This is a genomic window from Paenibacillus sp. HJGM_3 (genome assembly GCF_045062745.1).
GTDB lineage: Bacteria > Bacillota > Bacilli > Paenibacillales > NBRC-103111 > Paenibacillus_AA.
Map to the genome: position 1 here is coordinate 263,448 of NZ_JBJGED010000004.1, position 19,236 is coordinate 282,683.

The window sequence follows — 19,236 nt, forward strand, 5'->3', positions numbered from 1 at the left end:
CAACCCTCTCACCTGCCGCTCCTTATTAGTATCATTATAGCTTCCCCCCGGAAGTTGAACCATTCTTTTACAATTTCTACATAAATACGATTCCCTATCCGGTGAGCCCTTAACGCCCCAATACAAAAAACTCCACCTGCTAACCAGGTGGAGCAAATCCTTTTATAGGGCTAATCTACTTGTCGGCGTCCTCGCGGTCCGGAAGCTGCAGCACGTAGCTGTCGGAGAGGTTCAGCAGCTTGAGCGCCCGCGAGAACTCTTCCTCCGTCGCCATGCGGCCCGATTGGCTGCTGACGAGCGGGTATTCCTTCCCGTCCGCGAAGCCGCTGCCCGAGAGGAACAGCGCATCGTCGCTCATGAAGGAGCCGGACGGCAAGTAATAGCGCTGCGGCAGCAAATTGCTGGACTGATTCAGCAAGTCCTGCCCGAAGTGCACGTACTGATCGAGCGAGATGCCCATCAGATTCGCCACTGTAGGCAGCGTATCGACCTGTCCGCCGAGCGCTGGGAACGTCTGAGGGGTAGTCAAGCCGCCGCCGGCGATGATGAGCGGAATGTTGATCATGTCCTTATAGCCGTATTCAACGCCAAAGATCTCCGCCATCAGCTTTTTCTCGCCGTGCGTCAGCTGATTCATCGGAATGCCGCGGTGATCGCCGTACAACACGACGAGGCTCGTGTCCCACAGCCCGCTCTTCTTCAGCTCGTCGATGAATTGACCGAGAGCGTAGTCCGCATACGCCTGCGAACGGAGATAGTCGCCGACCATCGTTCGCTCGAACCGCTCCGGTAGCGTAATGCGGTCTTTCTCTTCCGGCAAGTCGAACGGGTGATGCGCCGACTGCGAGATGATGTGCGCGTAGAACGGCTGGCCGCTCTGCTGCTTCTTCTTCAGCTCGGCCGCCGTCTTCTTGTACAGAATTTCGTCCGACGACCCGAAGGCGATCGGATCGTCCGAGCCGAAGAACGCCTGATCGTAATACTTCTCGAACCCGAGTGCGGCGTACAGCTCACCGCGGTTCCAGAACTCGACGACGTTCGTGTGGAACGTGGAGGTCGAGTAGCCGGCCGCTTGCATGAGCCGTGGGAGGCTCGGCAGCACCTTGCCGACGTATTCCTGGGAAGCCGGACCGCGAGGCGGAATGTAATACGACGTATTCGTGATGAACTCCGCGTCCGACGTATTGCCTTGCCCGACCTGCTGATAGAAGTTCGGGAAGTAGTAGTTCCCGGAGGCGAGCCGATTCAGGTTCGGGGTGACCTCCCGGCCGTCGAGCTTGTAGTTGATCAGGAAGTTCTGGAACGATTCCAGCTGAATGATAATCAGATTGCGTCCCTTGGCCGCGCCCCAATAAGCGGGCTGGTCGACCGGAGTCAGCTCCTTCAGCTCGTCGATATGCTCCTGCGTGAGCTCCGTCGGGTCGGCCAGATCTACCTTATCTTTCGATAGCAGCGTGTACACCTCATAGTTGAGGATGCCCATCTGCTCGGCCTTCACATGCTCGTTTAAGCTCGCTCGGTTCGGCAGTACGTCGGATAGGCAGATCATGAGCGAAACCGCGAACACCAAGGCGACAACGCCCTTGCTGATCCGGGCGGTACTGATTCGCTTCCACAGCTTCTGCTGCTTACGGCGGAACATGAGGAACCCGAACACCAGAATGTCCATGAACACGGGCAAGTAGTAAGGATCGACCAGCTTGAACACGCTCTTTTTCACAGCCGTTACTTGGTTGACTTGCCTTAGCGTATGATAGGTCGGGATGACCCCATAGTACTTGTAATACATAATAAGAGAGAAGAATAAGAGCGTGATGAGCAAATTCACCCACAAATACACCGCGAGCTTACGTTTGGAGGCAAACCATTCGATCAAGCAGAACAACATCCAGATGAAGGGCAGCTCTTTCAGCATCGTCTGCCAGGTTAGACCTTCGTCGAACAGAATGATCCAAGCCACGTAGCTTTTGAGCAGCAGCATGACCGAGAAAAAAAGAAAAGGACGGAAATGCAGCAGCCGGTCGGATGACAACCATGCTTTCATTTGAACGCCTACTTTACTAAGTTATTTAGTTAGTGAACCTTTACATTCTCTTTATTATGAGCGCTGGACGAGCTTCTGTCAAAGGAGGGCTATGGCAGGCCTGGACAGGAAATGGCATAATTTTTTTTCGGAAAATGTGTCATTCTTCCTATTCCACAGCTTATTCAGATACGATAAATAGTAGACAAGCTTACGAAAAAATCGAGAGCAGGAAAGAGATTGTGGGCGGAGTTGAGAGAGATGAGGGCAATCATCGCGTGTATACTGGCTGGAATAAGTCTCTTGACGGGATTATGGGGAAATCCGGGGAAGGCGGAAGCGGAGCCCGAGACGGTGGTTCTGCGGGAAGCGACCAAAATTTATAGTCCTTACGCGGAAATGGAGGTATTGACCGACCCTGGCGGCCAGCTGAAGTTCGAGGACATTCGAAAGCCCGAGTGGGATGTCAAGTTCGTACGGAATCGCGATGAGGTCCCTAACTACGGGTATGCGGCGCCCGTCCATTGGCTGAGGTTCTCGGTCAGCAATGCATCGGAGGAACGCGGATGGCTCCTGCAGCTCGATTATCCGCCTCTCGATCGGGTGGAGCTGTATATTGTCAGCGAGAGCGGGGATATTAGCCACATGTGGTCCGGGGACAGTATTCCGTTCTCGAATCGGGACGTGAAGAACCGCAACATTTCGTTCGAGCTGATGCTGGACCCGGGGTACGCGGCGACCTTGTATGTGCGCGTGGAGACGGAAGGCGCTATGGCGCTGCCGATCAAGCTGATCCATCCGGTAGAATTCGCGCAGCACGAACAATTGAACTATTTGCTGCTTGGGGGCTATTACGGCATTCTGCTCATCATGGTGATCTACAACAGCATTATGGCTTTCTCGTTCCGCTCGCGCGTCTTCTTTACATATGTGGTCATCAACTTGTCCAATTTGCTGCTCTACTCCTCGCTGAACGGGATCGCGTTCCAATACTTCTGGCCGGAAGCGGTCTGGTGGAACAATCGGGCGATTGTGTTCTTCATGTGCGTGAGCCATCTGGCCGCTTTGCTGTTCACCAGCCAGTTCCTTGACGTGCAGTGCCGTCACCCCCGCCTGTACAAGGTGTTTCGAGGATTCATCCTCTTGGAAGCCGTTAATATAGCGGTGTTGTTCGTGAGCTACAAGGCGGGGCTGCTGCTCGTGACGTACTCGGTGCCGATCATTCAGGTCGTGCTCATCGCAGCCGGGGTGCTCGGTCTGAAGGCGAAGTTCCGGCCGGCGCGGTATTTCATGATCGGCTGGGGCGTGTTCCTGATCGGCGCCATTCTGAGCACGCTGTCCGACGCGGGTTACGTCCCGATGCTGTGGTGGACGACATACGCGTCGCAGATCGGATCGACCTTCGAGGCGGTCGTGCTGTCCTGGGGACTCGCCTACCAGATCCAAGTGATGCGTAAGGAAAAAGAGTTCGCGGTGGCCCAGATGAAGGAATCCCGCCGGCTGGCGGACAGCGACGATTTGACCGGCCTGTATAACCGGCGCTATGTCATTCGGGCGTTCGAGGAGGCCGCGAAGAAGCCGGAGAGCATGCCGATCACCCTGCTGATGCTGGATCTCGATCACTTCAAGCAGGTGAACGACACGCTCGGCCACGATGCCGGAGACCTGGTGCTGAAGAAATTCGCCTCCATCCTGGAGCACTGCTTCCGCCCTACCGATATTATCGGCCGATTCGGAGGCGAGGAATTCATGGTGCTGCTGACGCATACGAACGCCGAGCAGGCCCGGAGCGCGGCGGAGTACGTGCTGAAATCCATCCGCGAGCATCGGTTCAAGGTGAAGGACCAGACGCTCGGCTGCACGGCGAGTCTCGGTCTCGCGCAGTGGAACGAGACGGAGCGGGAGCCGTTCGAGCACCTGCTGCGGCGGGCGGACCAGGCGCTGTACGAGGCCAAGCGCAGCGGGCGCAATCGAGTGTGCGTCAGCCGGGAGGCGTGGCCGCTCGAGGCCTGAAGCGGGCATGATATCGAAAAGAACCTCTACTCCTGTTGTGTGCGAGGAGTAGAGGTTCTTTTTTTGCTCTCGCGTTAGTGGGTGGACACGGTCAGCTTCGCCAGACGCTCCCGGATCCCGCCGCGGACGAGACCGCCGTGATAGCAGAGGATCGCCTCGATGTCGAGCGAGGCGAGCTTGCCGATGGACTTCATCGCAGTGTCCATGTCCGGCGTGACCGTCGGGTTCGGGCCTTGGAGCTGACCGCCCGGGGCGACCATCGCGTCGCCGGCGAGCAGCGTCTTGCTGCTCCGGATGTACAAGCTCATATGCCCTGGGGTATGGCCGGGCGTGTACACGATCTGGATGCCGCCGCAGTAAGGGAGCACCTCACCATCGACGACCGTGCGGTCCACCTTCGCCTTCAGCGCGGCCGAGAACCGGGCTTTCGCCTCTTCGCGCTGCGGCTCCGGCAGCGCTTCGAACATGGCGTCGAGCCGTTCCGGCTTCCATTTGATGAGCGGCTTCTCCCCCTCGATGTAGGGACGCTCTATTTCATGCGCCAGCACCTCGATCGGGTGGTCGAGCAGCTCCAAAAGCCCCATCAAGCCTCCGATGTGATCGACGTCCTGGTGGGTCAGAATCACATGCGTCAGCTTCTGCAGCGGTACACCGGCGCTTTCCATGGCTTCGCGGATTCGGGGCGCGGTTCCGGGCAGTCCGGTATCGACCAGAATGGCATGCTTCTCGTCCCACAGCAGGGCAGGGTAGATCAGGTTGGCCGGATTGTTCACGTTCATCGGGATGTCCAGAGCTTCCAGTCCTTCAGCGATTCGCATACGTGTACCTGTTCTCGGGGCGGCCTCCGACCTGTCTCAAGAGCAGGCTGCACCTCCTTTGGAATATTCGATCGAACTTCTAAGCTCTTTCATTATAGCACATGGTATAATTTAGTAGGTTGAGTCGTAAATTAGCTTCACTTATGCCTATAGGAGGAAGTATGCTCGCTTTCTTTCGCTTTCTTGCGGCGGCGTTCGGCCGGTACAAGGGACGCACCGCCGTGCTGTTCCTGGCTCTGTTGGTGGAGCTCGCCTATGAGACGTTCATGCCGCTCAGCTTCAAATTCATTATCGACCTGGCGGTCGTTCCACAGCGATACCACCTGCTGCTCCTCATCTTGACCCTTCTCGTTACCGCAGCGCTCACGTCCGCCGTGATCGGCATATTTCGCGATCGGATGTTCGCCCGGCTGGGGACCGAGATTGTGACGAATCTATACGCCCGTATGTTCGAGAAGCTGCAGCGGCTCTCGGCGGACTATTACCACCGGGTGAACGGAGGCGATATCGTCTCCCGGTTCAATATCGATCTGATCGCCATCGACAGCTTTATTATGCTGATCCCGTATGCCGTGCTGTCTATTCTAGGCCTGGTGCTGAACGTGGCGGTGCTGTTCGCGCTACAGTGGCAGCTCGCGCTGCTCGCCGTCATCGGCCTGCCTTTGTGTCTCGTCGGGCCGAGGCTGTTCGGCAGCCGAGCCTTCGATGCCAGCTATCGGCTGAAGGAGGACCAGTCCAGCCTCGCGACGGCGGTGCAGGAGAATGTGGGGGCGCAGCCGGTCGTTCAGGCGTTCGGGCTGCAGAGCCACTTCATCGGGCGATTCGGCCAATTGCTGCACCAGTACCGCCTGACCTCGACCCGGTCCAACTTCTATAATTTCCTCATCGACCGGACGACGAACATGGGCACGATGCTGCTGAATCTGATGACGATCTGCACCGGCTCGCTGCTCGCTTACTTCGGCCGGCTGTCCATCGGCTCGCTGCTCGCGTTCAGCGCGATTCTGATCGCGCTCAGCTACTTGGTCGCGGCCATCACGTGGCTCGCGCCGCAGCTGCTGCAGGCGACGGCCGGCATGGCGCGCGTGGAGGAGCTGCTCCGGGAGGAGCCGAGCGTGGCCGATCGTCCGAACGCGCCGGCGCTCGACCCGCTCGAGCGCGAGATCGCGTTCCGGGACGTCACCTTCCGCTACGGGCCGGATCAAGTCAGCTTGAACCGCGTCACACTGACGATCCCGAAGGGCGCCTACGTCGCCGTGGTCGGAGCGAGCGGGTCGGGCAAGAGCACGATCATCAACCTGCTGCTGCGGTTTTACGACCCGCAGGAGGGGGCGGTGGAGATCGACGGCGTCGACATCCGCGACGTCGCCCGCCTCTCGCTGCGGGCGCAGATCGGGATCGTGTTCCAGGAGAGCTTCTTGTTCCGCGGATCGATCCGCGAGAACATCCGTCTCGGGAAGGCCGGCGCGAGCGATGCGGAAGTCGAGGCCGCGGCCCGCGCCGCGGAGATCCACGACTTCATCCTGACGCTGCCGGGCGGGTACGAGACGGATGTGGGCGAGCGGGGCGGGCGGCTGTCCGGCGGGCAGCGCCAGCGCGTGGCGATCGCCCGGGCCATCCTCCGCGATCCGGCGATTCTCGTGCTCGACGAGGCTACGTCCGCGCTCGACCCAGGTACGGAGGCGGCGATCAACGCCACTTTGAAGCGGATCACCGCGTCGCGCACGGTGATCTCGGTCACGCACCGGCTCGCTTCGGCGGTGTCGGCGGACCGCATCTACGTGCTGCGCGGGGGCGAGATCGCCGAGGCCGGCACGCACGAGGAGCTGCTGGCGCAGCAGGGCGGGCTGTATCAGCAGTCCTGGAGCAAGCAAAGCGGCTTCCAGCTGAGTGAGGACGGCTACCATGCCGAGGTGCAGGCGAGCCGGCTGAAGCTGTTCCCGATCTTCTCGGAGCTCGACGATACGTTCCTGGAGGAGATCGCGCCGTATTTCGCCACGGAGTCGCACAATCGGGAGCGGTACATCATGCACGAGGGCGATCCGGGAGACAAATTCTACGTGATCGTACGGGGGAAGGTCGAGGTGCTGAAGCGGGACGAGGCGGGGGAGCACAACCGGGTCGCGGTGTTCGTCGACGGCGATTTCTTCGGGGAGATGGCGCTCCTGCGCAACATTCCCCGTACCGCGAGCATCCGTACGCTGACACCGGTCGTGCTCATCGCCCTGCAGCGGGACTTCTTCCAGTCGCTGCTGCAGAAGGCGCCTCATCTCGTCGAGAAGCTGGAGGTTCGGTTGAAGTAAATGTGGCGGATGGAATCCACCAGCACCTGGTGATCGGCGGCGAGGCGCACCTTCTCCCGGAATTCGGGCCGGATCAAGTGCGCGAGCGGCTGCGCGACGTCGTTGTAGGTGCGGAACGCGTCCAGCGCCTGGGCGTCCCAATGGTCCGCGAGCCGGATCAGGTCGTCGGGCATCACCCGGCGGCGGTCGGTGCCCGGCTCAGGCAAGCAATCGAACGGCTCGTCAATGTTCAGCGTGCCGTAGTCGTCGGTTAATTGTTCGCCGGGGTGAATATCGCGGACGGCGATCTCGATCTCGTAGGCGGTGCCGATGCAGTTGGCGTGGAAGCTGTGGTTGACATATTTGCCGGTGTCCCAGCATAGGACGTACTTGCCGTGCTGGTTGCGGTACGAGTATTTGCGCACGAGCTTCTGGCGATCATCGTCCAAGGCATCCACTTGGTCGGGCTCCAGAATTTGATCCAGGTCGTCCAATGCCCATGTGATGGTGCCCTTTGGTATGAATTGCGTGGCGAATACGCCGAACCCGATCGCTTCGTCAATGTAGCGAAGCTCCGTATGCGGGTGCATCATGCGAAACACTCCCTGTTTCCGATTTGATTGCCTGGATCTTTGTGGTTCTGCCTGGATCGTGTTGTGATGAAATAGTAGTTCGACGGTTTCCGGAATATTCCTTTTTGGGCGAGCCTCGAGAAATTTTGTCGGTTTGTTGAATAAAATTTGAACATTTTGCGAACGGACGTGGTATAATGAGAGAATCGGAAACAGACGAATAGGGATGAAGGGGGTTACGACCCATGAACAACCGAGACCATACCGCGATTAAGGTGCTGCACCGTTTCTCCTGGATGGCTGCGATTGTCGGCTTGCTGCTGGTGCTGCTCAATGTAACCGATTTCAGTTCAGAGAACTTGGCGCTTATGGTGGGGATTGGCTTTTTGATCGCGGCCGGCAACATTTACTTGCTGAGCACCGTGTTCCATTTGATGCTCGTTCGAACGGACCGTACGCCTCAATAGAGGTTTTACACAAGTAACCGCCCCGCATCCTGGAGTTCTTCCAGGTGCGGGGCGGTTTTGGTATGCGGCCAAGCGCGGGTTAGCCGCCGGCGACCTCGACCCATCGCTGCTCGCGCAGCGCCCGCATGGACGCTTCCGCCGTGGCGATCGACGAGCGGGCGGCCGACCCGTCGAACAGCGCCTGCATCGGCGCCGGGATCGGCCGGCCCAGGACGGCGTCGCGGAAGGCGGTCATTTCCTTGCGGATGAGCGCAGTGAGCCAGTCCGGCATCTCCGTCGCGTTCCGCCCGTAGGCGATGCCGCGATCGGCTTGCCGGTACCAGGCGGCCCGCGCTTCGTCCTGCTCCGGCGTGTCGTGGAGGAGATGGCCCTCCACGCGCCCGCCGCGCCTCAGCTCGACGGTCGAGCGCTTGAGGTCGATCAGGATGGCGCCTTCGGTGCCGTTGATCTTGACGAAGTGCTCGCCCAGGCGGAAGCCGGAGCCTAGCTGCATCGTGCCGAGCCCGCCGCGTTCGAACTCGAGCGTGAGCAGCAGCACGTCCTCCTCGTCGCCATATCCCTCGCCGTGGTGTGCGAGATTCCCGCCGGCCATGCTGACGCTCCTCGCCGGCCCCATGACCGCTTGCATCAGATCGAGCTCGTGGATATGGTGGAACAAGTGGCCGCCGGACGTAGCATTGTTCTTCTTCCAGCTGACCGAAGGCTGCTGGTCCTCCCAGCCGGTTCGCTCCGAGCTGCAGACGATCGGCCGGCCGATCGCTCCGTCTTCGATCCATTGCTTCGCCTGGCCGACGCCGTTCATGAAGTGCATGATGTGCCCAGCCATGAAGAGCACACCGGCTTCCCGGCAGGCGGCGAGCATCCGCTCGCAGTCGTCCAGCGACAGGGCGACCGGCTTCTCGCAGAAGACGTGCTTGCCATGCCGCGCCGCCAGCAGCACGGGGGCTTCATGCGCGTGGTTCGGGCTGGCAACGACGACCGCGTCGACGTCGCTCCGCTCCATAAGCGCCTCCAGACGCTCTTCCAACGCACAGCCCAGCTCTTCGGCCAGGGCGGCGGCCCGGCTGCCGCCGTGCACGGCGGTGACCGTCGTGTCCTCCAGGGCATGCAGGGCGCGAGCCAGCTGTCCGCCGAAGTATCCGCTACCGACCAAGCCTATCTGAAGAGGCTTTTTCATTGTATCGTCTCCTTAGGCTTGCGCGGCCGTGTCGGGGGCATACTCGGCGATATAACCCATCAGCTTGCGATAGAGAGCGTCCAATTGCGGCTTGTGGCTGTCGTTCACTTCCTCCAGCGGCGCACGGACCGAGCCGCAATGCACGCCGCGCCGCTTCAGCAGCTCCTTCATCGCCGAGTAGACGGGCAAGGCCAGCAGATCGGCGATAATGTCGTTGATCTGGAACTGCACCTTCTGCGCCTGGGCGAGGTCGCCGGCGACATAGCTGCGCTCGAGCTGGACGAACAGCTCGGGCATGGCGCCGTACGTGCCGCCGATCCCGGCGCTCGCCCCCATGACGCGGCCGGCCAAGTACTGCTCATCCGGCCCGTTGAACATGTGGAACCGCTCGCCGCCGATCGCCTTGAACTGCTGGAGCTCGTAAGGGCTCGGGGACGTGATCTTCACCCCGATCACCTGGTCGTTCTGCACCATCTGGCGCAGCAGCGATGGCGTGAGGGCGAACCCCGTCGTCGCCGGGATGTGATAGATGATGAACGGCAAGCTGGTGGCCGCCAGAATGGCGTTCCAATGCTTCGCCGCCCCTTGCTCGCTTACGCGATAGTAGTAAGGAGGGACGGAGGAGATGGCGTCCGCACCCGCCAATTCCGCGTGGCGCGCCAGCTCGACGCTCTCCTTGGTCGTGATCGCGCCGATGTGGGCGATAACCGTCCCTTGGCCGGCGTTCTCCTCCAGGACGGCTTCCAGCACGCGTTTGCGCTCGTCGGCCGACTGCAGCATGCCTTCCCCGGTGCTTCCGCCGACGTAGAGGCCGTTCACGCCCCGGTCGAGCAGGAAGCGGGTGTATGCCTTCGCCCTTTGCGGGTCGACCTCTCCCTCGTCGTTGTAGCATGAATTGAACGCGACGATTACCCCGTGAAACTTCTTCTCGTTTGTCATTGTTTGCTCTCCTCCTCATGTTTATCTCTATTATGGTTGGACCAACCAAATTCGAAGCAGTCAAGCTAGTTCAAACTAGTTCAACTCCATGCCTGGCGCCTCCAGCCTACTCCTTACAAGGGCCGGCTTCCGCCTCGGCCTCTTCGTCGAGGAATCTGTGCAGCGGCAGCAGATGCAGCTCCATCTCGCGCTTTGCCATCTCCATATTCCGCTCCCGGATGCCCAGCACGATGTTCCGATGCTCGACGAGCGAGATGAGGGAGTCCTCCGGACTTCCGAAGTGGAGCTCTCGCACGGTCGCGAAGAAGTCGGTTAGCACCTCGCTCAGCTCGTAGTACGTCACGTTCCCCGTCGCCTGGAACAGCACGCGGTGGAACTGCAGGTCTTCCTCGTAAGGCGGCTTGCCCTTCCGGATCGTGTCCGCCATCGCCTCGGTCCACCCTTCCATCTCGGAGATCGCCTCGAGATCGTAACGCTGCACCGCCATCTCCACCGCGCCTAGCTCGAGGATGCGCCGGGTGGCGAGCAGCTCTTTCATCTTTTGCTTGTTCTGCCTCCAGCGGAAGCTGACGTGCTCGAGCAGCGGCTTGAGCGACACCGAGTCCACGTAGATCCCGTCGCCCGCGCGGATGCGGATGATCCCGAGCAGCTCCAGCAGCTTGAGCGCTTCCCGGACGACGGTGCGGCTCACGCCAAGCGACTCGATGAGCTGCTTCTCGGTCGGCAGCCGGTCGCCCGCGACCATGTTGTGTTCGAGGATATAGCTCTTGATGCGCTCTCCGACGATATGCGACAGATTTACTTTTTCCGGAATGTCCACCGTATGCGTTCTCCCTATCTGTATAGTTAGCCCTTCACGCTGCCGACGGTGATGCCTTTGACAAAATATTGCTGGAACGACAGGAACACGATGAAAATCGGGATAAAGCCCAGCGTCGCGGCCGCCATCTGGGCGCCGTAGTTCGCCACGAATTCGCTGACCAGCGTGGAGATGCCCACGTTGACCGTCATCTTGGCGTTGTCGCTCAGCATGACGAGCTGCCACAAATAGTCGTTCCAGGAAAACGAGAACACGAAGATCGCGAGCGCTCCAACCCCCGGCTTGACGACCGGCAGGAAAATCCGGGTGAACAGCCCGATTTCGCTGCAGCCGTCGATTTTGCCGGCCTCGATCAGCTCGGTCGGGATTGTCTGGCTGAACTGCTTCATCAGGAACACGCCGAACGGGAGCGCGAGAATCGGCAGGATGACGCTCCAGAGCGTATTGACCAGGTTGAGTTCCCGCATCATCGTGAACATCGGCACGAGCCCGAGCTGCCTCGGGATCAGCATCGTGGTGATGACCGCGCCGAAGAGCAGATCCCGGCCCTTGAATCGATGCTTCGTCAGCGCATAGCCCGCCATCGTGGCGATCAGGCAGGAGGCCGCGGTCGCCACGACGCCTACGAAGATGCTGTTGTACAGCCAGTGGAAAATGTCCCCGTCCTTCAGCAGCCGCGTATAATTGACGAGCTTCGGACTGAGCGGGATAAATTCCGGCGGAATTTTAATCGTGGTGGATTGATCTTTGAACGAACCGGTTATCATCCAGTACAGAGGGAACAGGAAGAACGCGGCCAAGGCGTACAGCAGAACATCGGCACTCCATTTCCAAAGCTTAGCTGCCATGATCGGTCGTTCCTCCTCTCAGTACTCGACGTCGGTTTTGAAAAATTTGAATTGAATGACGGAAAAGATCGAGATCACGATCGCCAGAATGACGCCCATGGCGGAGGCGAGCCCGAGCTTGCCGTACTTGAAAGCCGTATCGTACAGCAGGTACATGATCGTCGTCGTGGCATAATTCGGCCCGCCGCCCGTCAGCATCTGCACCGCCACGAACGTCTGGAACGCCCCGATCGTCGACGTCACGATGACATACAGCGTGGTGGGCTTCAGCAAGGGCAGGGTAATGCTCCAGAACTGCCGCCAGGGGGAAGCCCCGTCGATGGAGGCCGCCTCGAAGTAAGTCGGCGGGATATTGCCGAGCGCGGCCAAATACAGGATGACCGGCTGACCGACGATCCAAGTGATCACCACGACGATGAGCGCCGGCAAGGCGGTACTCGAGTCCGACAGCCACAAGACCGGTCCGGCTCCGAAGAGGGACAGGCCATAGTTCGCTACCCCTGTGACCGGGTTGTAAATCCACAGCCAGGCGATCGACATGACGACCTGGGACGTGACGATCGGCAGGTAGAAGCTCGCCCGGAAGAACGAAGCTACCGCCGCGGACTTATGAATGACGGTATTCGCTACGAAGATCGCGAACAGCACGGATAGCGGCACGACGCCGATCACGAACCCGAATGTGTTCAATAGGGAGCGCAGGAACACGCGGTCCTGCATCAAGTGCGCGTAGTTGTCCAGCCCGATGAAACGCTTCGTGCCGATGCCGTAATCGAACAAGCTCAAGTAGAGGGCATCGAGGAACGGATAAATCTCGAACAGCAGGAAAACCAGCAGGAACGGGGCGATAAAGAAGAGGCCCCACAATTCCTTTCTCAATCCGGTAGGCATTCTAACGACCCCAATCTATGGTGTGATTTAGGGAGATCCCCCGCCTCCGTACGGACGTCCTCCATGGGGCGGCGGGGAACCGGTGATCGACGAGTTCGAAGGATGGACCTTTACTTGGACGCAGCCGTTACAATCTCATTGGCCTTCGCCACCCAGTCGTCCAGCGCCTGCTTCGGCGTTTTCTTTTTCAGGAACACGGCTTGCAGCTCGGGGAAGAAGGCGTTCCGCGTTTCCGTGTAGCCCGGGATCGCCGCGCCGATGTTGCCGGCATATTTGGTCAGTTGGATCGTCTTTCCTTGCATCGAGTTCGGCTCGTACGATTTGGCCAGCGATTTGCGGGTGATGATGACGGATGTGGCTTTGGACATTTTGGTCATGTTGTCCTTGTTGTTGATGAATTTGGCGAATTCCTTGGCCCACTTCATCTTGTTCTCGTTCTTCGTGTTCCACACCCAGGTGCCGTGACCGAACAGAACGGAGGAGGACGTCTTGCCGTCCTTGGACGGATAAGGGATCAGATCGTACTCGAACTTCTTAGCGGAGCCTTCGTTGAATGCCTTGTCGAACGCGCCCAGGTTGCCGATGCTGCCGAATGTCATGCCGATTTTGCCTTGCAGGAACATTTCGTTGATGACGGCGCCGGCTTTGAGGCCTGCCGCTCCCGGAGGCACTACGCCTTCGTCGATCGTCTTCAGCAGGAATTCGAGGCCTTCGACGGCTTGCGGCGAGTTGAGGATCGCTTTGGTGTTGTCGTCGGACCAGGTCTTCGCCCCGAAGCCCCAGAGGAACATATGATGGCCTTGGTCGCCGCCGATGTCGCCGGCATACGTGCCGAAGCCGTAGATTTGCTTCGCCGGGTCGTTGACCGCCTTCGCGGCCTTCAGGAATTGATCGTAAGACCATGTCGCGCCATTCGCCGGCAGGAGGTCGTTCGCGTTCTTCGCCTTAAAGAGGTCACGATTGACCAGCAATCCGGTAGCGGTCGAGTTGTTGGGGAAAATGTACATTTTGTTGTCGACTGCAAGCGATTTCAAAGCGCCTTCTTCAAAATCGTCCTTGTCGATAATATCGTCAAGCGGGACGAGCAAATTCTTTTTCGCGTACGTAAGGGGCCAGAGAATGGAGCCTTGCTGCACGTCGGGCAGCTGCGCGGTATTGGCGGCTACGCTGATGCGCTCTTGGACTTTGTCGTCCGGCGTCTTGACGATGTTGATCTTGACGTTGCTGTGCAGCTTCTCGAATTCGGTCTTGTAGTCTTCGTAGATCTTTTGGACGTCTTCGCGAGTGTCGACCCACCAGGTCAATTCGAAATTGCCCTGTGGCAGACCGATCAATGCCGGCGGCGTCGGGCTGGCGGATGCGCCTGTTCCCTTGGTGTCTCCCTTGTTGTCGCTTGAGCAGGCTGCCAGCAGCCCGGCAAACATCAGAATTGCTGCCATTATCCAAACTGTTTTTTTCATAGTCGGACCTCCCAATAAGTACTTAAGCGTGACAGTCTCTTTTTCCTGCTTCTGTTGCCGGAGTGGTGCTTGCAGCGCGATGAGATGAAAGGAACTCCTCCTTTGGCGAATCAGTATTATGGTCTGACCACTAAGAGGTGTGGATAGCCCTTATTCTCTGCTAAAGCCGGAAAGCCTTGCGGCAGGGACTAAGCTCGGGGAGCTTGTTTTTCGCCAAAGTCGGTGAGCCGTGCTCTCAGCCTAATTGGTGGGTGCTGCGCTTTTGCCCACTAGCCTCCGCAAAATAGAGAATATGGTTAGACCATATGATCAATTTTAGAATATCGGTTCTTGGAACCGCTGTCAATCAGAAATTGATTTGCCCGGGTGCGAGTGGACAGCAGGCCAAAGGCTGGGAGTGCTTGGAGAGTATGGCTGCGAAGTGGAGTAATTTTCTGCCGCATCTCGGCACGGTTCCCTACTTTTGCTCTAGTTCGAAATCGTCGAATTGCAGGGTTGGATTTTTCGCAAATTCAAGCTTTAGTTTCATTTTGCCGAATTCGAGGAGGGTTTGCAGGTTCAGTTGCACAAAAACAACTCTGCAATTAGACAAAATCTACTTGCAGCATAGTTTCGTAAAAAGCTGACTAGTGTAAGTAGGCAAAATCGAATTACAGCAGAACTCAACTCCCCCGCCGCCCCTGCATCCCAACTCTTCCAACGACCTCTGTAAGGATCTTCTCCGGACGCCTTTCTATTGGCGCGTAGACATTTTCATTTCCTTAACTGAAAAATTTTTACAAAATCGTGTTCAAACGTTGACTAACTGATGACCAACTTATGACGAGATTGAAACGAAATGGCGAACATTGCGAAACGGGGGAGAAATCGGCATTTCGAAGGAGTATGCTACGGGTGAGAGGAGTGGAATACGGATGAAACAGAACGGGAAGAACGGGATGAAACCAAACTGGACGAAGCTTAGAGCCCGCATTGGGCTGCTTATCGCCGCCGCCTCGATCACGCTGCTCCTGGCAGGGTGCGACGGCAGCAAATACATCGTATTCGACCCGAAGGGGCCGGTCGCCGAGACGCAATACCGCTTGATCATTCTCTCGATCGTCCTGTGCGCGATTGTCGTGATCCCGGTAATCGCCCTGATGATCTTCATCGTCTACCGGTACCGGGACAAGCCGGGCAACAAGGCGCCGTACGAGCCGGAATGGCACGACAGCAAGACGCTCGAGACGATCTGGTGGGGGATCCCGATCGTGATCATCGGCATCCTGGGGTACTTCACGGTGCGGGACACTTACGCGCTCGAGAAGGTGCCGGTACATGATGCGACACCGGTGAAGATCCAAGTGACGTCTCTGGACTGGAAATGGCTGTTCACGTATCCGGATCAGAAGATCGCGACCGTCAACTATGCAGAGATACCGGCCGGGGTCCCGATTATCTTCGAACTGACATCGGACGCGCCGATGAACTCGTTCTGGGTGCCGCAGCTGGCCGGCCAAGAATATTCGATGCCCGGCATGGCGATGCAGATGTGGCTCCAAGCCGATGAGCCCGGCGAGTATGACGGCAAAGGCGCGAACTTCACAGGCAAGGAATTCGCCCATATGCAGTTCAAGGTGATCGCCAAGCCGCAGAAGGAATTCGAGCAGTGGGTGCAGGAAGTGAAGCTGAACGCCCCGGCGCTGACCCAAGCGGGCTATGATGAGCTCGCCAAGCCCAGCCGATCGGACCAAGCGACGTACTCGTCCTTCCCGGAAGGCTTGTTCGAAGCGATCGTGAACAAAAACGGCGGCACGGAGCACGGCCACACGACGGAGACCGAAGGCAAGAACGGCGCCGAGTGGAACAAGCCGTCCACCATCTCCGGGCACAAGTAGGAAGAGGAGGGACCACGTATGCTAGACTCAATTAAACAATTCGCGTCGACCTTCTTCGTCACCGGCGATCCCCTGATCTATGGAGCGGACGTCAGCATCGGCCTTACGATGGTGGCCATCGTGTTCGTGCTGACCTACTTCAAGAAGTGGGGCTGGCTGTGGCGGGAATGGCTGACGACCGTCGATCATAAACGTATCGGGATCATGTACTTGATCGCGTCGCTGCTCATGCTGTTCCGCGGAGGCGTGGACGCGCTCCTGATGCGGCTGCAGCTCGCGCTGCCCGACGTGCAGTTCCTGCACTCGGAGCATTACAACGCCGTCTTCACCACGCACGGCACGATCATGATCCTGTTCATGGCGATGCCGATGATGTTCGGGCTGTTCAACATCATCGTGCCGCTCCAGCTCGGGGCGCGCGATGTCGCGTACCCGTTCCTGAACGCGCTCAGCTTCTGGCTGTTCTTCGCCGGCGCGATGCTGTTCAACCTGTCGTTCGTCATCGGAGGCTCGCCGGACGCCGGCTGGCTGTCGTATCCGCCGCTCTCCGAGAATTCGCATAGCCCGGGAGTCGGGCAGAACTTCTACATCTGGGGCATTCAGATCTCCGGGATCGGGAGCTTGGCGACGGGCATCAACTTCCTGATCACGATCCTGAAGATGCGGGCCCCGGGCATGAAACTGATGCAGATGCCGCTGTTCTCCTGGTCCGTCCTGTCCAGCTGCATCATGATTATTTTCGCCTTCCCGATCCTGACCGTGACGCTGGCGCTGCTCTTCGTCGACCGGTTCGCCGGCGGCCACTTCTTCACGATGGATCTGGGCGGCAACCCGATGATGTACGTGAACCTCATCTGGATGTGGGGTCACCCGGAAGTATACATCGTCGTTATCCCGGCGTTCGGGATTTTCTCGGAAATTGTCGCCACGTTCTCGCGTAAAAAAGTGTTCGGCTACAAATCGATGGTATTCTCGATCATGCTGATCAGCGTGCTGTCGTTCTTCACCTGGGTGCATCACTTCTTCACAATGGGCGCGGGGGCGGACGTGAATGCGTTCTTCGCCATCACGACGATGATGATCGGGATTCCGACCGGGGTGAAAATTTTCAACTGGCTGTTCACGATGTTCCGGGGCCGCATCTCGCTCAAGCAGCCGATGCTGTGGACGCTCGCTTTCATCCCCTGCTTCGTCGTGGGGGGCGCGACCGGCGTCATGCTGGCGGTCGCCCCGGCGGACTACCAGTACCACAACAGCTACTTCCTGATCGCGCACTTCCACCAGGTGCTGATCGGGGGCGTCGTATTCGGCTACTTGGCCGGGATTTACTACTGGTGGCCCAAGATGTTCGGCTTCAGCCTCAATGAGAAGCTGGGGAAATGGGCGTTCTGGCTCTGGAACATCGGGTTCTACGTCTGCTTCATGCCGCAATACGCGCTGGGCTTCATGGGCATGACCCGCCGCGTCTACACCTACGGTTGGGATACCGGCTGGGCTCCGGCCAACTTCATCTCGACCGTCGGCGCATTCCTGATGGGGATCGGGTTCCTGTTCCAGGCATGGCAGATCGCCTACAGCATGAAGCATCGCGACAAGTTAAAGGATACAACGGGCGATCCATGGAACGGCCGTACGCTCGAATGGTCGATGCCTTCGCCGGCGCCGCATTATAACTTCGCCGTCGAGCCTCACGTGGGCGGCATGGACGACTGGTGGGAGACGAAGCGCCGCCGGGAGCAAGACCCGACCTACCAGCCGCCGTCCGGGCCGCTCGAGCCAATCCACATGCCGAAGAACTCCGGCGTTCCGATCATCATGTCGGGCTTCTGGTTCGTCGCCGGATTCGGGTTCACGTTCGGCTGGGTGTGGATGGCCGTGGCCGGACTCGTCGGCGTAGGCGTCACGATGCTAGTGCGCTCGTTCCAGTACGATACCGATTATTATATCCCGGTAGAGGAAATTAAAAGCACCGAAGCGGCGATGGGGAGGGTGATCTCATGACACATTCACAGGCAAACGCAGCCGCCGCAGGACATGTGCCTCCGCACGCGGACGCTCACGGCCATGGCGGTCACGACCATCATCTTCGGGCGCAGGAATCGATCAAGAAGCTGGGCTTCTGGATCTTCCTCGTCACGGACTGCGTCCTGTTCGCTACCATATTCGCTACATTCGCGGTGCTTCGCCTTCATACTGCCGGCGGGCCCGAGGGCAAGGAGCTGTTCGAGATCCCGCTCTTCGTCGCAGAGACGTTCATCCTGCTGACGAGCTCGTATACGAGCGGTCTCGCGGTGCTCGCCCAGCACAAGAAGAAAGTCACTCAGCTCATCGGCTGGCTCGTCGTGACGGCCGTGCTCGGCCTCGCGTTCCTCGGACTGGAAGTGAAAGAATTCATGACACTCGTCCACGAAGGGGTCACGATCTCGACCAGCGCTTACTGGACCGCCTTCTTCACGCTAGTGGGGACGCACGGGCTGCACGTCTCGCTCGGCATCATCTGGATGACCGCGATAATGATTCAGGTCGGCTCGCGGGGACTCACGCCGGTGACCGAGCGCAAGCTGTTCAACGTTACGCTGTACTGGCACTTCCTCGACGTGATCTGGATCTTCCTGTTCACGATCGTCTATCTGATGGGGGTGATGTAAGATGGCTCAAGAGCATACGCACGGACCTCACCCGGAGCATGGCCATGAGGAGCATGAGGAGCACGGCTCGTTCAAATCGTATACGATCGGCTTCGTGCTTTCCATCGTGCTTACGCTGATTCCGCTCTATCTGGTGGTGAACGAGACGCTCGCCGGAGGGGAGCTTATCTTCGTCATCCTGATTTTCGCGGTGCTGCAGTTCATCGTCCAATTGTTCTTCTTCATGCATATTCGGTCGGGCGAAGCGCCAAGATATAACGTAATGGCTCTGATTCTCGGACTCGTCATCGCCTTCACGGTCGTCGCGGCGTCCATTTGGATCATGTCGTTTAATGCTACCGTGCAATAGAGCATGAGTGGACCCTAGCAGCGGTCGTTCTTCGGTTTCCGCGAACCGGAGA

The 19,236-nt window shown here is 58.7% G+C and carries 16 protein-coding genes; 7 read left to right on the forward strand and 9 right to left on the reverse strand.

The window, feature by feature from the left end:
* Positions 1 to 175: 175 nt before the first annotated feature.
* Positions 176 to 2,044 (reverse strand): LTA synthase family protein, encoded by a 1,869-nt coding sequence (locus tag ACI5FR_RS06745; protein ID WP_405452041.1) that lies wholly within the window; start codon positions 2,042 to 2,044, stop codon positions 176 to 178.
* A gap of 240 nt (positions 2,045 to 2,284) precedes the next feature.
* Between ACI5FR_RS06745 and ACI5FR_RS06750 the strand changes: the two genes are divergently transcribed.
* Positions 2,285 to 4,036 carry a sensor domain-containing diguanylate cyclase gene (locus ACI5FR_RS06750; RefSeq protein ID WP_405452044.1) on the forward strand — a complete coding sequence of 584 codons (1,752 nt, stop codon included), beginning with the start codon at positions 2,285 to 2,287 and terminating at the stop codon, positions 4,034 to 4,036.
* A 74-nt stretch (positions 4,037 to 4,110) separates the two neighbouring features.
* Here the strand turns inward: ACI5FR_RS06750 and ACI5FR_RS06755 are convergent, their stop codons facing one another.
* On the reverse strand, positions 4,111 to 4,854 hold the full coding sequence (locus ACI5FR_RS06755; RefSeq protein WP_405452046.1) for an MBL fold metallo-hydrolase: 744 nt from the start codon (positions 4,852 to 4,854) through the stop codon (positions 4,111 to 4,113).
* A 161-nt stretch (positions 4,855 to 5,015) separates the two neighbouring features.
* Here ACI5FR_RS06755 and ACI5FR_RS06760 point away from each other — a divergent pair, with 161 nt between their 5' ends.
* Entirely contained in the window at positions 5,016 to 7,157 is a 2,142-nt protein-coding gene (locus ACI5FR_RS06760) for an ATP-binding cassette domain-containing protein (protein ID WP_405452049.1), read from the forward strand.
* Here the strand turns inward: ACI5FR_RS06760 and ACI5FR_RS06765 are convergent.
* Positions 7,121 to 7,729 (reverse strand): SET domain-containing protein, encoded by a 609-nt coding sequence (locus tag ACI5FR_RS06765; protein ID WP_405452052.1) that lies wholly within the window; start codon positions 7,727 to 7,729, stop codon positions 7,121 to 7,123. The two genes, ACI5FR_RS06760 and ACI5FR_RS06765, sit on opposite strands and share 37 nt — an antisense overlap.
* Positions 7,730 to 7,953: 224 nt before the next feature.
* Here ACI5FR_RS06765 and ACI5FR_RS06770 point away from each other — a divergent pair, with 224 nt between their 5' ends.
* On the forward strand, positions 7,954 to 8,175 hold the full coding sequence (locus ACI5FR_RS06770; protein WP_405452055.1) for a hypothetical protein: 222 nt from the start codon (positions 7,954 to 7,956) through the stop codon (positions 8,173 to 8,175).
* Between the two features lie 79 nt (positions 8,176 to 8,254).
* Here the strand turns inward: ACI5FR_RS06770 and ACI5FR_RS06775 are convergent, their stop codons facing one another.
* The 6 genes from ACI5FR_RS06775 to ACI5FR_RS06800 all read right to left on the reverse strand — a co-directional run bounded on the left by ACI5FR_RS06775 (position 8,255) and on the right by ACI5FR_RS06800 (position 14,310).
* Complete coding sequence (locus ACI5FR_RS06775) at positions 8,255 to 9,352, reverse strand: Gfo/Idh/MocA family protein (protein WP_405452057.1); 1,098 nt, start codon at positions 9,350 to 9,352, stop codon at positions 8,255 to 8,257.
* 12 nt (positions 9,353 to 9,364) lie between these two features.
* A complete protein-coding gene (locus ACI5FR_RS06780; protein WP_405452059.1) occupies positions 9,365 to 10,291 on the reverse strand; it encodes a dihydrodipicolinate synthase family protein in 927 nt (308 codons plus the stop codon).
* 106 nt (positions 10,292 to 10,397) lie between these two features.
* Positions 10,398 to 11,111, reverse strand: a complete 714-nt coding sequence (locus ACI5FR_RS06785) for a FadR/GntR family transcriptional regulator (protein WP_405452062.1) — start codon at positions 11,109 to 11,111, stop codon at positions 10,398 to 10,400.
* A gap of 26 nt (positions 11,112 to 11,137) precedes the next feature.
* Complete coding sequence (locus ACI5FR_RS06790; protein WP_405452065.1) at positions 11,138 to 11,959, reverse strand: carbohydrate ABC transporter permease; 822 nt, start codon at positions 11,957 to 11,959, stop codon at positions 11,138 to 11,140.
* Positions 11,960 to 11,977: 18 nt separating this feature from the next.
* Entirely contained in the window at positions 11,978 to 12,838 is an 861-nt protein-coding gene (locus ACI5FR_RS06795; protein WP_405452068.1) for a carbohydrate ABC transporter permease, read from the reverse strand.
* 122 nt (positions 12,839 to 12,960) lie between these two features.
* Positions 12,961 to 14,310 (reverse strand): ABC transporter substrate-binding protein, encoded by a 1,350-nt coding sequence (locus ACI5FR_RS06800; protein ID WP_405452071.1) that lies wholly within the window; start codon positions 14,308 to 14,310, stop codon positions 12,961 to 12,963.
* Between the two features lie 914 nt (positions 14,311 to 15,224).
* On the opposite strand from ACI5FR_RS06800, the gene qoxA reads away from it, so the two are divergent.
* From qoxA to ACI5FR_RS06820, 4 genes are read left to right on the forward strand one after another with little or no spacing between them, the layout of a single operon-like run.
* Positions 15,225 to 16,187: a cytochrome aa3 quinol oxidase subunit II gene (gene qoxA, locus ACI5FR_RS06805; protein WP_405452074.1), complete on the forward strand. Its 963-nt coding sequence runs from the start codon at positions 15,225 to 15,227 to the stop codon at positions 16,185 to 16,187.
* 18 nt (positions 16,188 to 16,205) lie between these two features.
* A complete protein-coding gene (locus ACI5FR_RS06810) occupies positions 16,206 to 18,188 on the forward strand; it encodes a cbb3-type cytochrome c oxidase subunit I (protein ID WP_405452077.1) in 1,983 nt (660 codons plus the stop codon).
* On the forward strand, positions 18,185 to 18,835 hold the full coding sequence (gene cyoC, locus ACI5FR_RS06815; protein WP_405452080.1) for a cytochrome o ubiquinol oxidase subunit III: 651 nt from the start codon (positions 18,185 to 18,187) through the stop codon (positions 18,833 to 18,835). The genes ACI5FR_RS06810 and cyoC overlap by 4 nt, the downstream gene beginning before the upstream one ends.
* Before the next feature lies 1 nt (position 18,836).
* Positions 18,837 to 19,184, forward strand: a complete 348-nt coding sequence (locus ACI5FR_RS06820) for a cytochrome o ubiquinol oxidase subunit IV (RefSeq protein ID WP_405452083.1) — start codon at positions 18,837 to 18,839, stop codon at positions 19,182 to 19,184.
* The last annotated feature ends 52 nt before the right edge of the window (positions 19,185 to 19,236 follow it).

What these genes read in the sequence shown, in the direction of transcription:
- ACI5FR_RS06750 (WP_405452044.1), top strand. Translation starts at nt 2,285, where the DNA reads ATGAGGGCAATCATCGCGTGTATACTGGCTGGAATAAGTCTCTTGACG.
- qoxA (WP_405452074.1), top strand. Translation starts at nt 15,225, where the DNA reads ATGAAACAGAACGGGAAGAACGGGATGAAACCAAACTGGACGAAGCTT.
- ACI5FR_RS06800 (WP_405452071.1), bottom strand. Translation starts at nt 14,310, where the DNA reads ATGAAAAAAACAGTTTGGATAATGGCAGCAATTCTGATGTTTGCCGGG.
- ACI5FR_RS06775 (WP_405452057.1), bottom strand. Translation starts at nt 9,352, where the DNA reads ATGAAAAAGCCTCTTCAGATAGGCTTGGTCGGTAGCGGATACTTCGGC.
- ACI5FR_RS06760 (WP_405452049.1), top strand. Translation starts at nt 5,016, where the DNA reads ATGCTCGCTTTCTTTCGCTTTCTTGCGGCGGCGTTCGGCCGGTACAAG.
- ACI5FR_RS06765 (WP_405452052.1), bottom strand. Translation starts at nt 7,729, where the DNA reads ATGATGCACCCGCATACGGAGCTTCGCTACATTGACGAAGCGATCGGG.
- ACI5FR_RS06790 (WP_405452065.1), bottom strand. Translation starts at nt 11,959, where the DNA reads ATGGCAGCTAAGCTTTGGAAATGGAGTGCCGATGTTCTGCTGTACGCC.
- ACI5FR_RS06820 (WP_405452083.1), top strand. Translation starts at nt 18,837, where the DNA reads ATGGCTCAAGAGCATACGCACGGACCTCACCCGGAGCATGGCCATGAG.
- ACI5FR_RS06745 (WP_405452041.1), bottom strand. Translation starts at nt 2,044, where the DNA reads ATGAAAGCATGGTTGTCATCCGACCGGCTGCTGCATTTCCGTCCTTTT.
- ACI5FR_RS06770 (WP_405452055.1), top strand. Translation starts at nt 7,954, where the DNA reads ATGAACAACCGAGACCATACCGCGATTAAGGTGCTGCACCGTTTCTCC.
- ACI5FR_RS06810 (WP_405452077.1), top strand. Translation starts at nt 16,206, where the DNA reads ATGCTAGACTCAATTAAACAATTCGCGTCGACCTTCTTCGTCACCGGC.
- ACI5FR_RS06780 (WP_405452059.1), bottom strand. Translation starts at nt 10,291, where the DNA reads ATGACAAACGAGAAGAAGTTTCACGGGGTAATCGTCGCGTTCAATTCA.
- ACI5FR_RS06755 (WP_405452046.1), bottom strand. Translation starts at nt 4,854, where the DNA reads ATGCGAATCGCTGAAGGACTGGAAGCTCTGGACATCCCGATGAACGTG.
- cyoC (WP_405452080.1), top strand. Translation starts at nt 18,185, where the DNA reads ATGACACATTCACAGGCAAACGCAGCCGCCGCAGGACATGTGCCTCCG.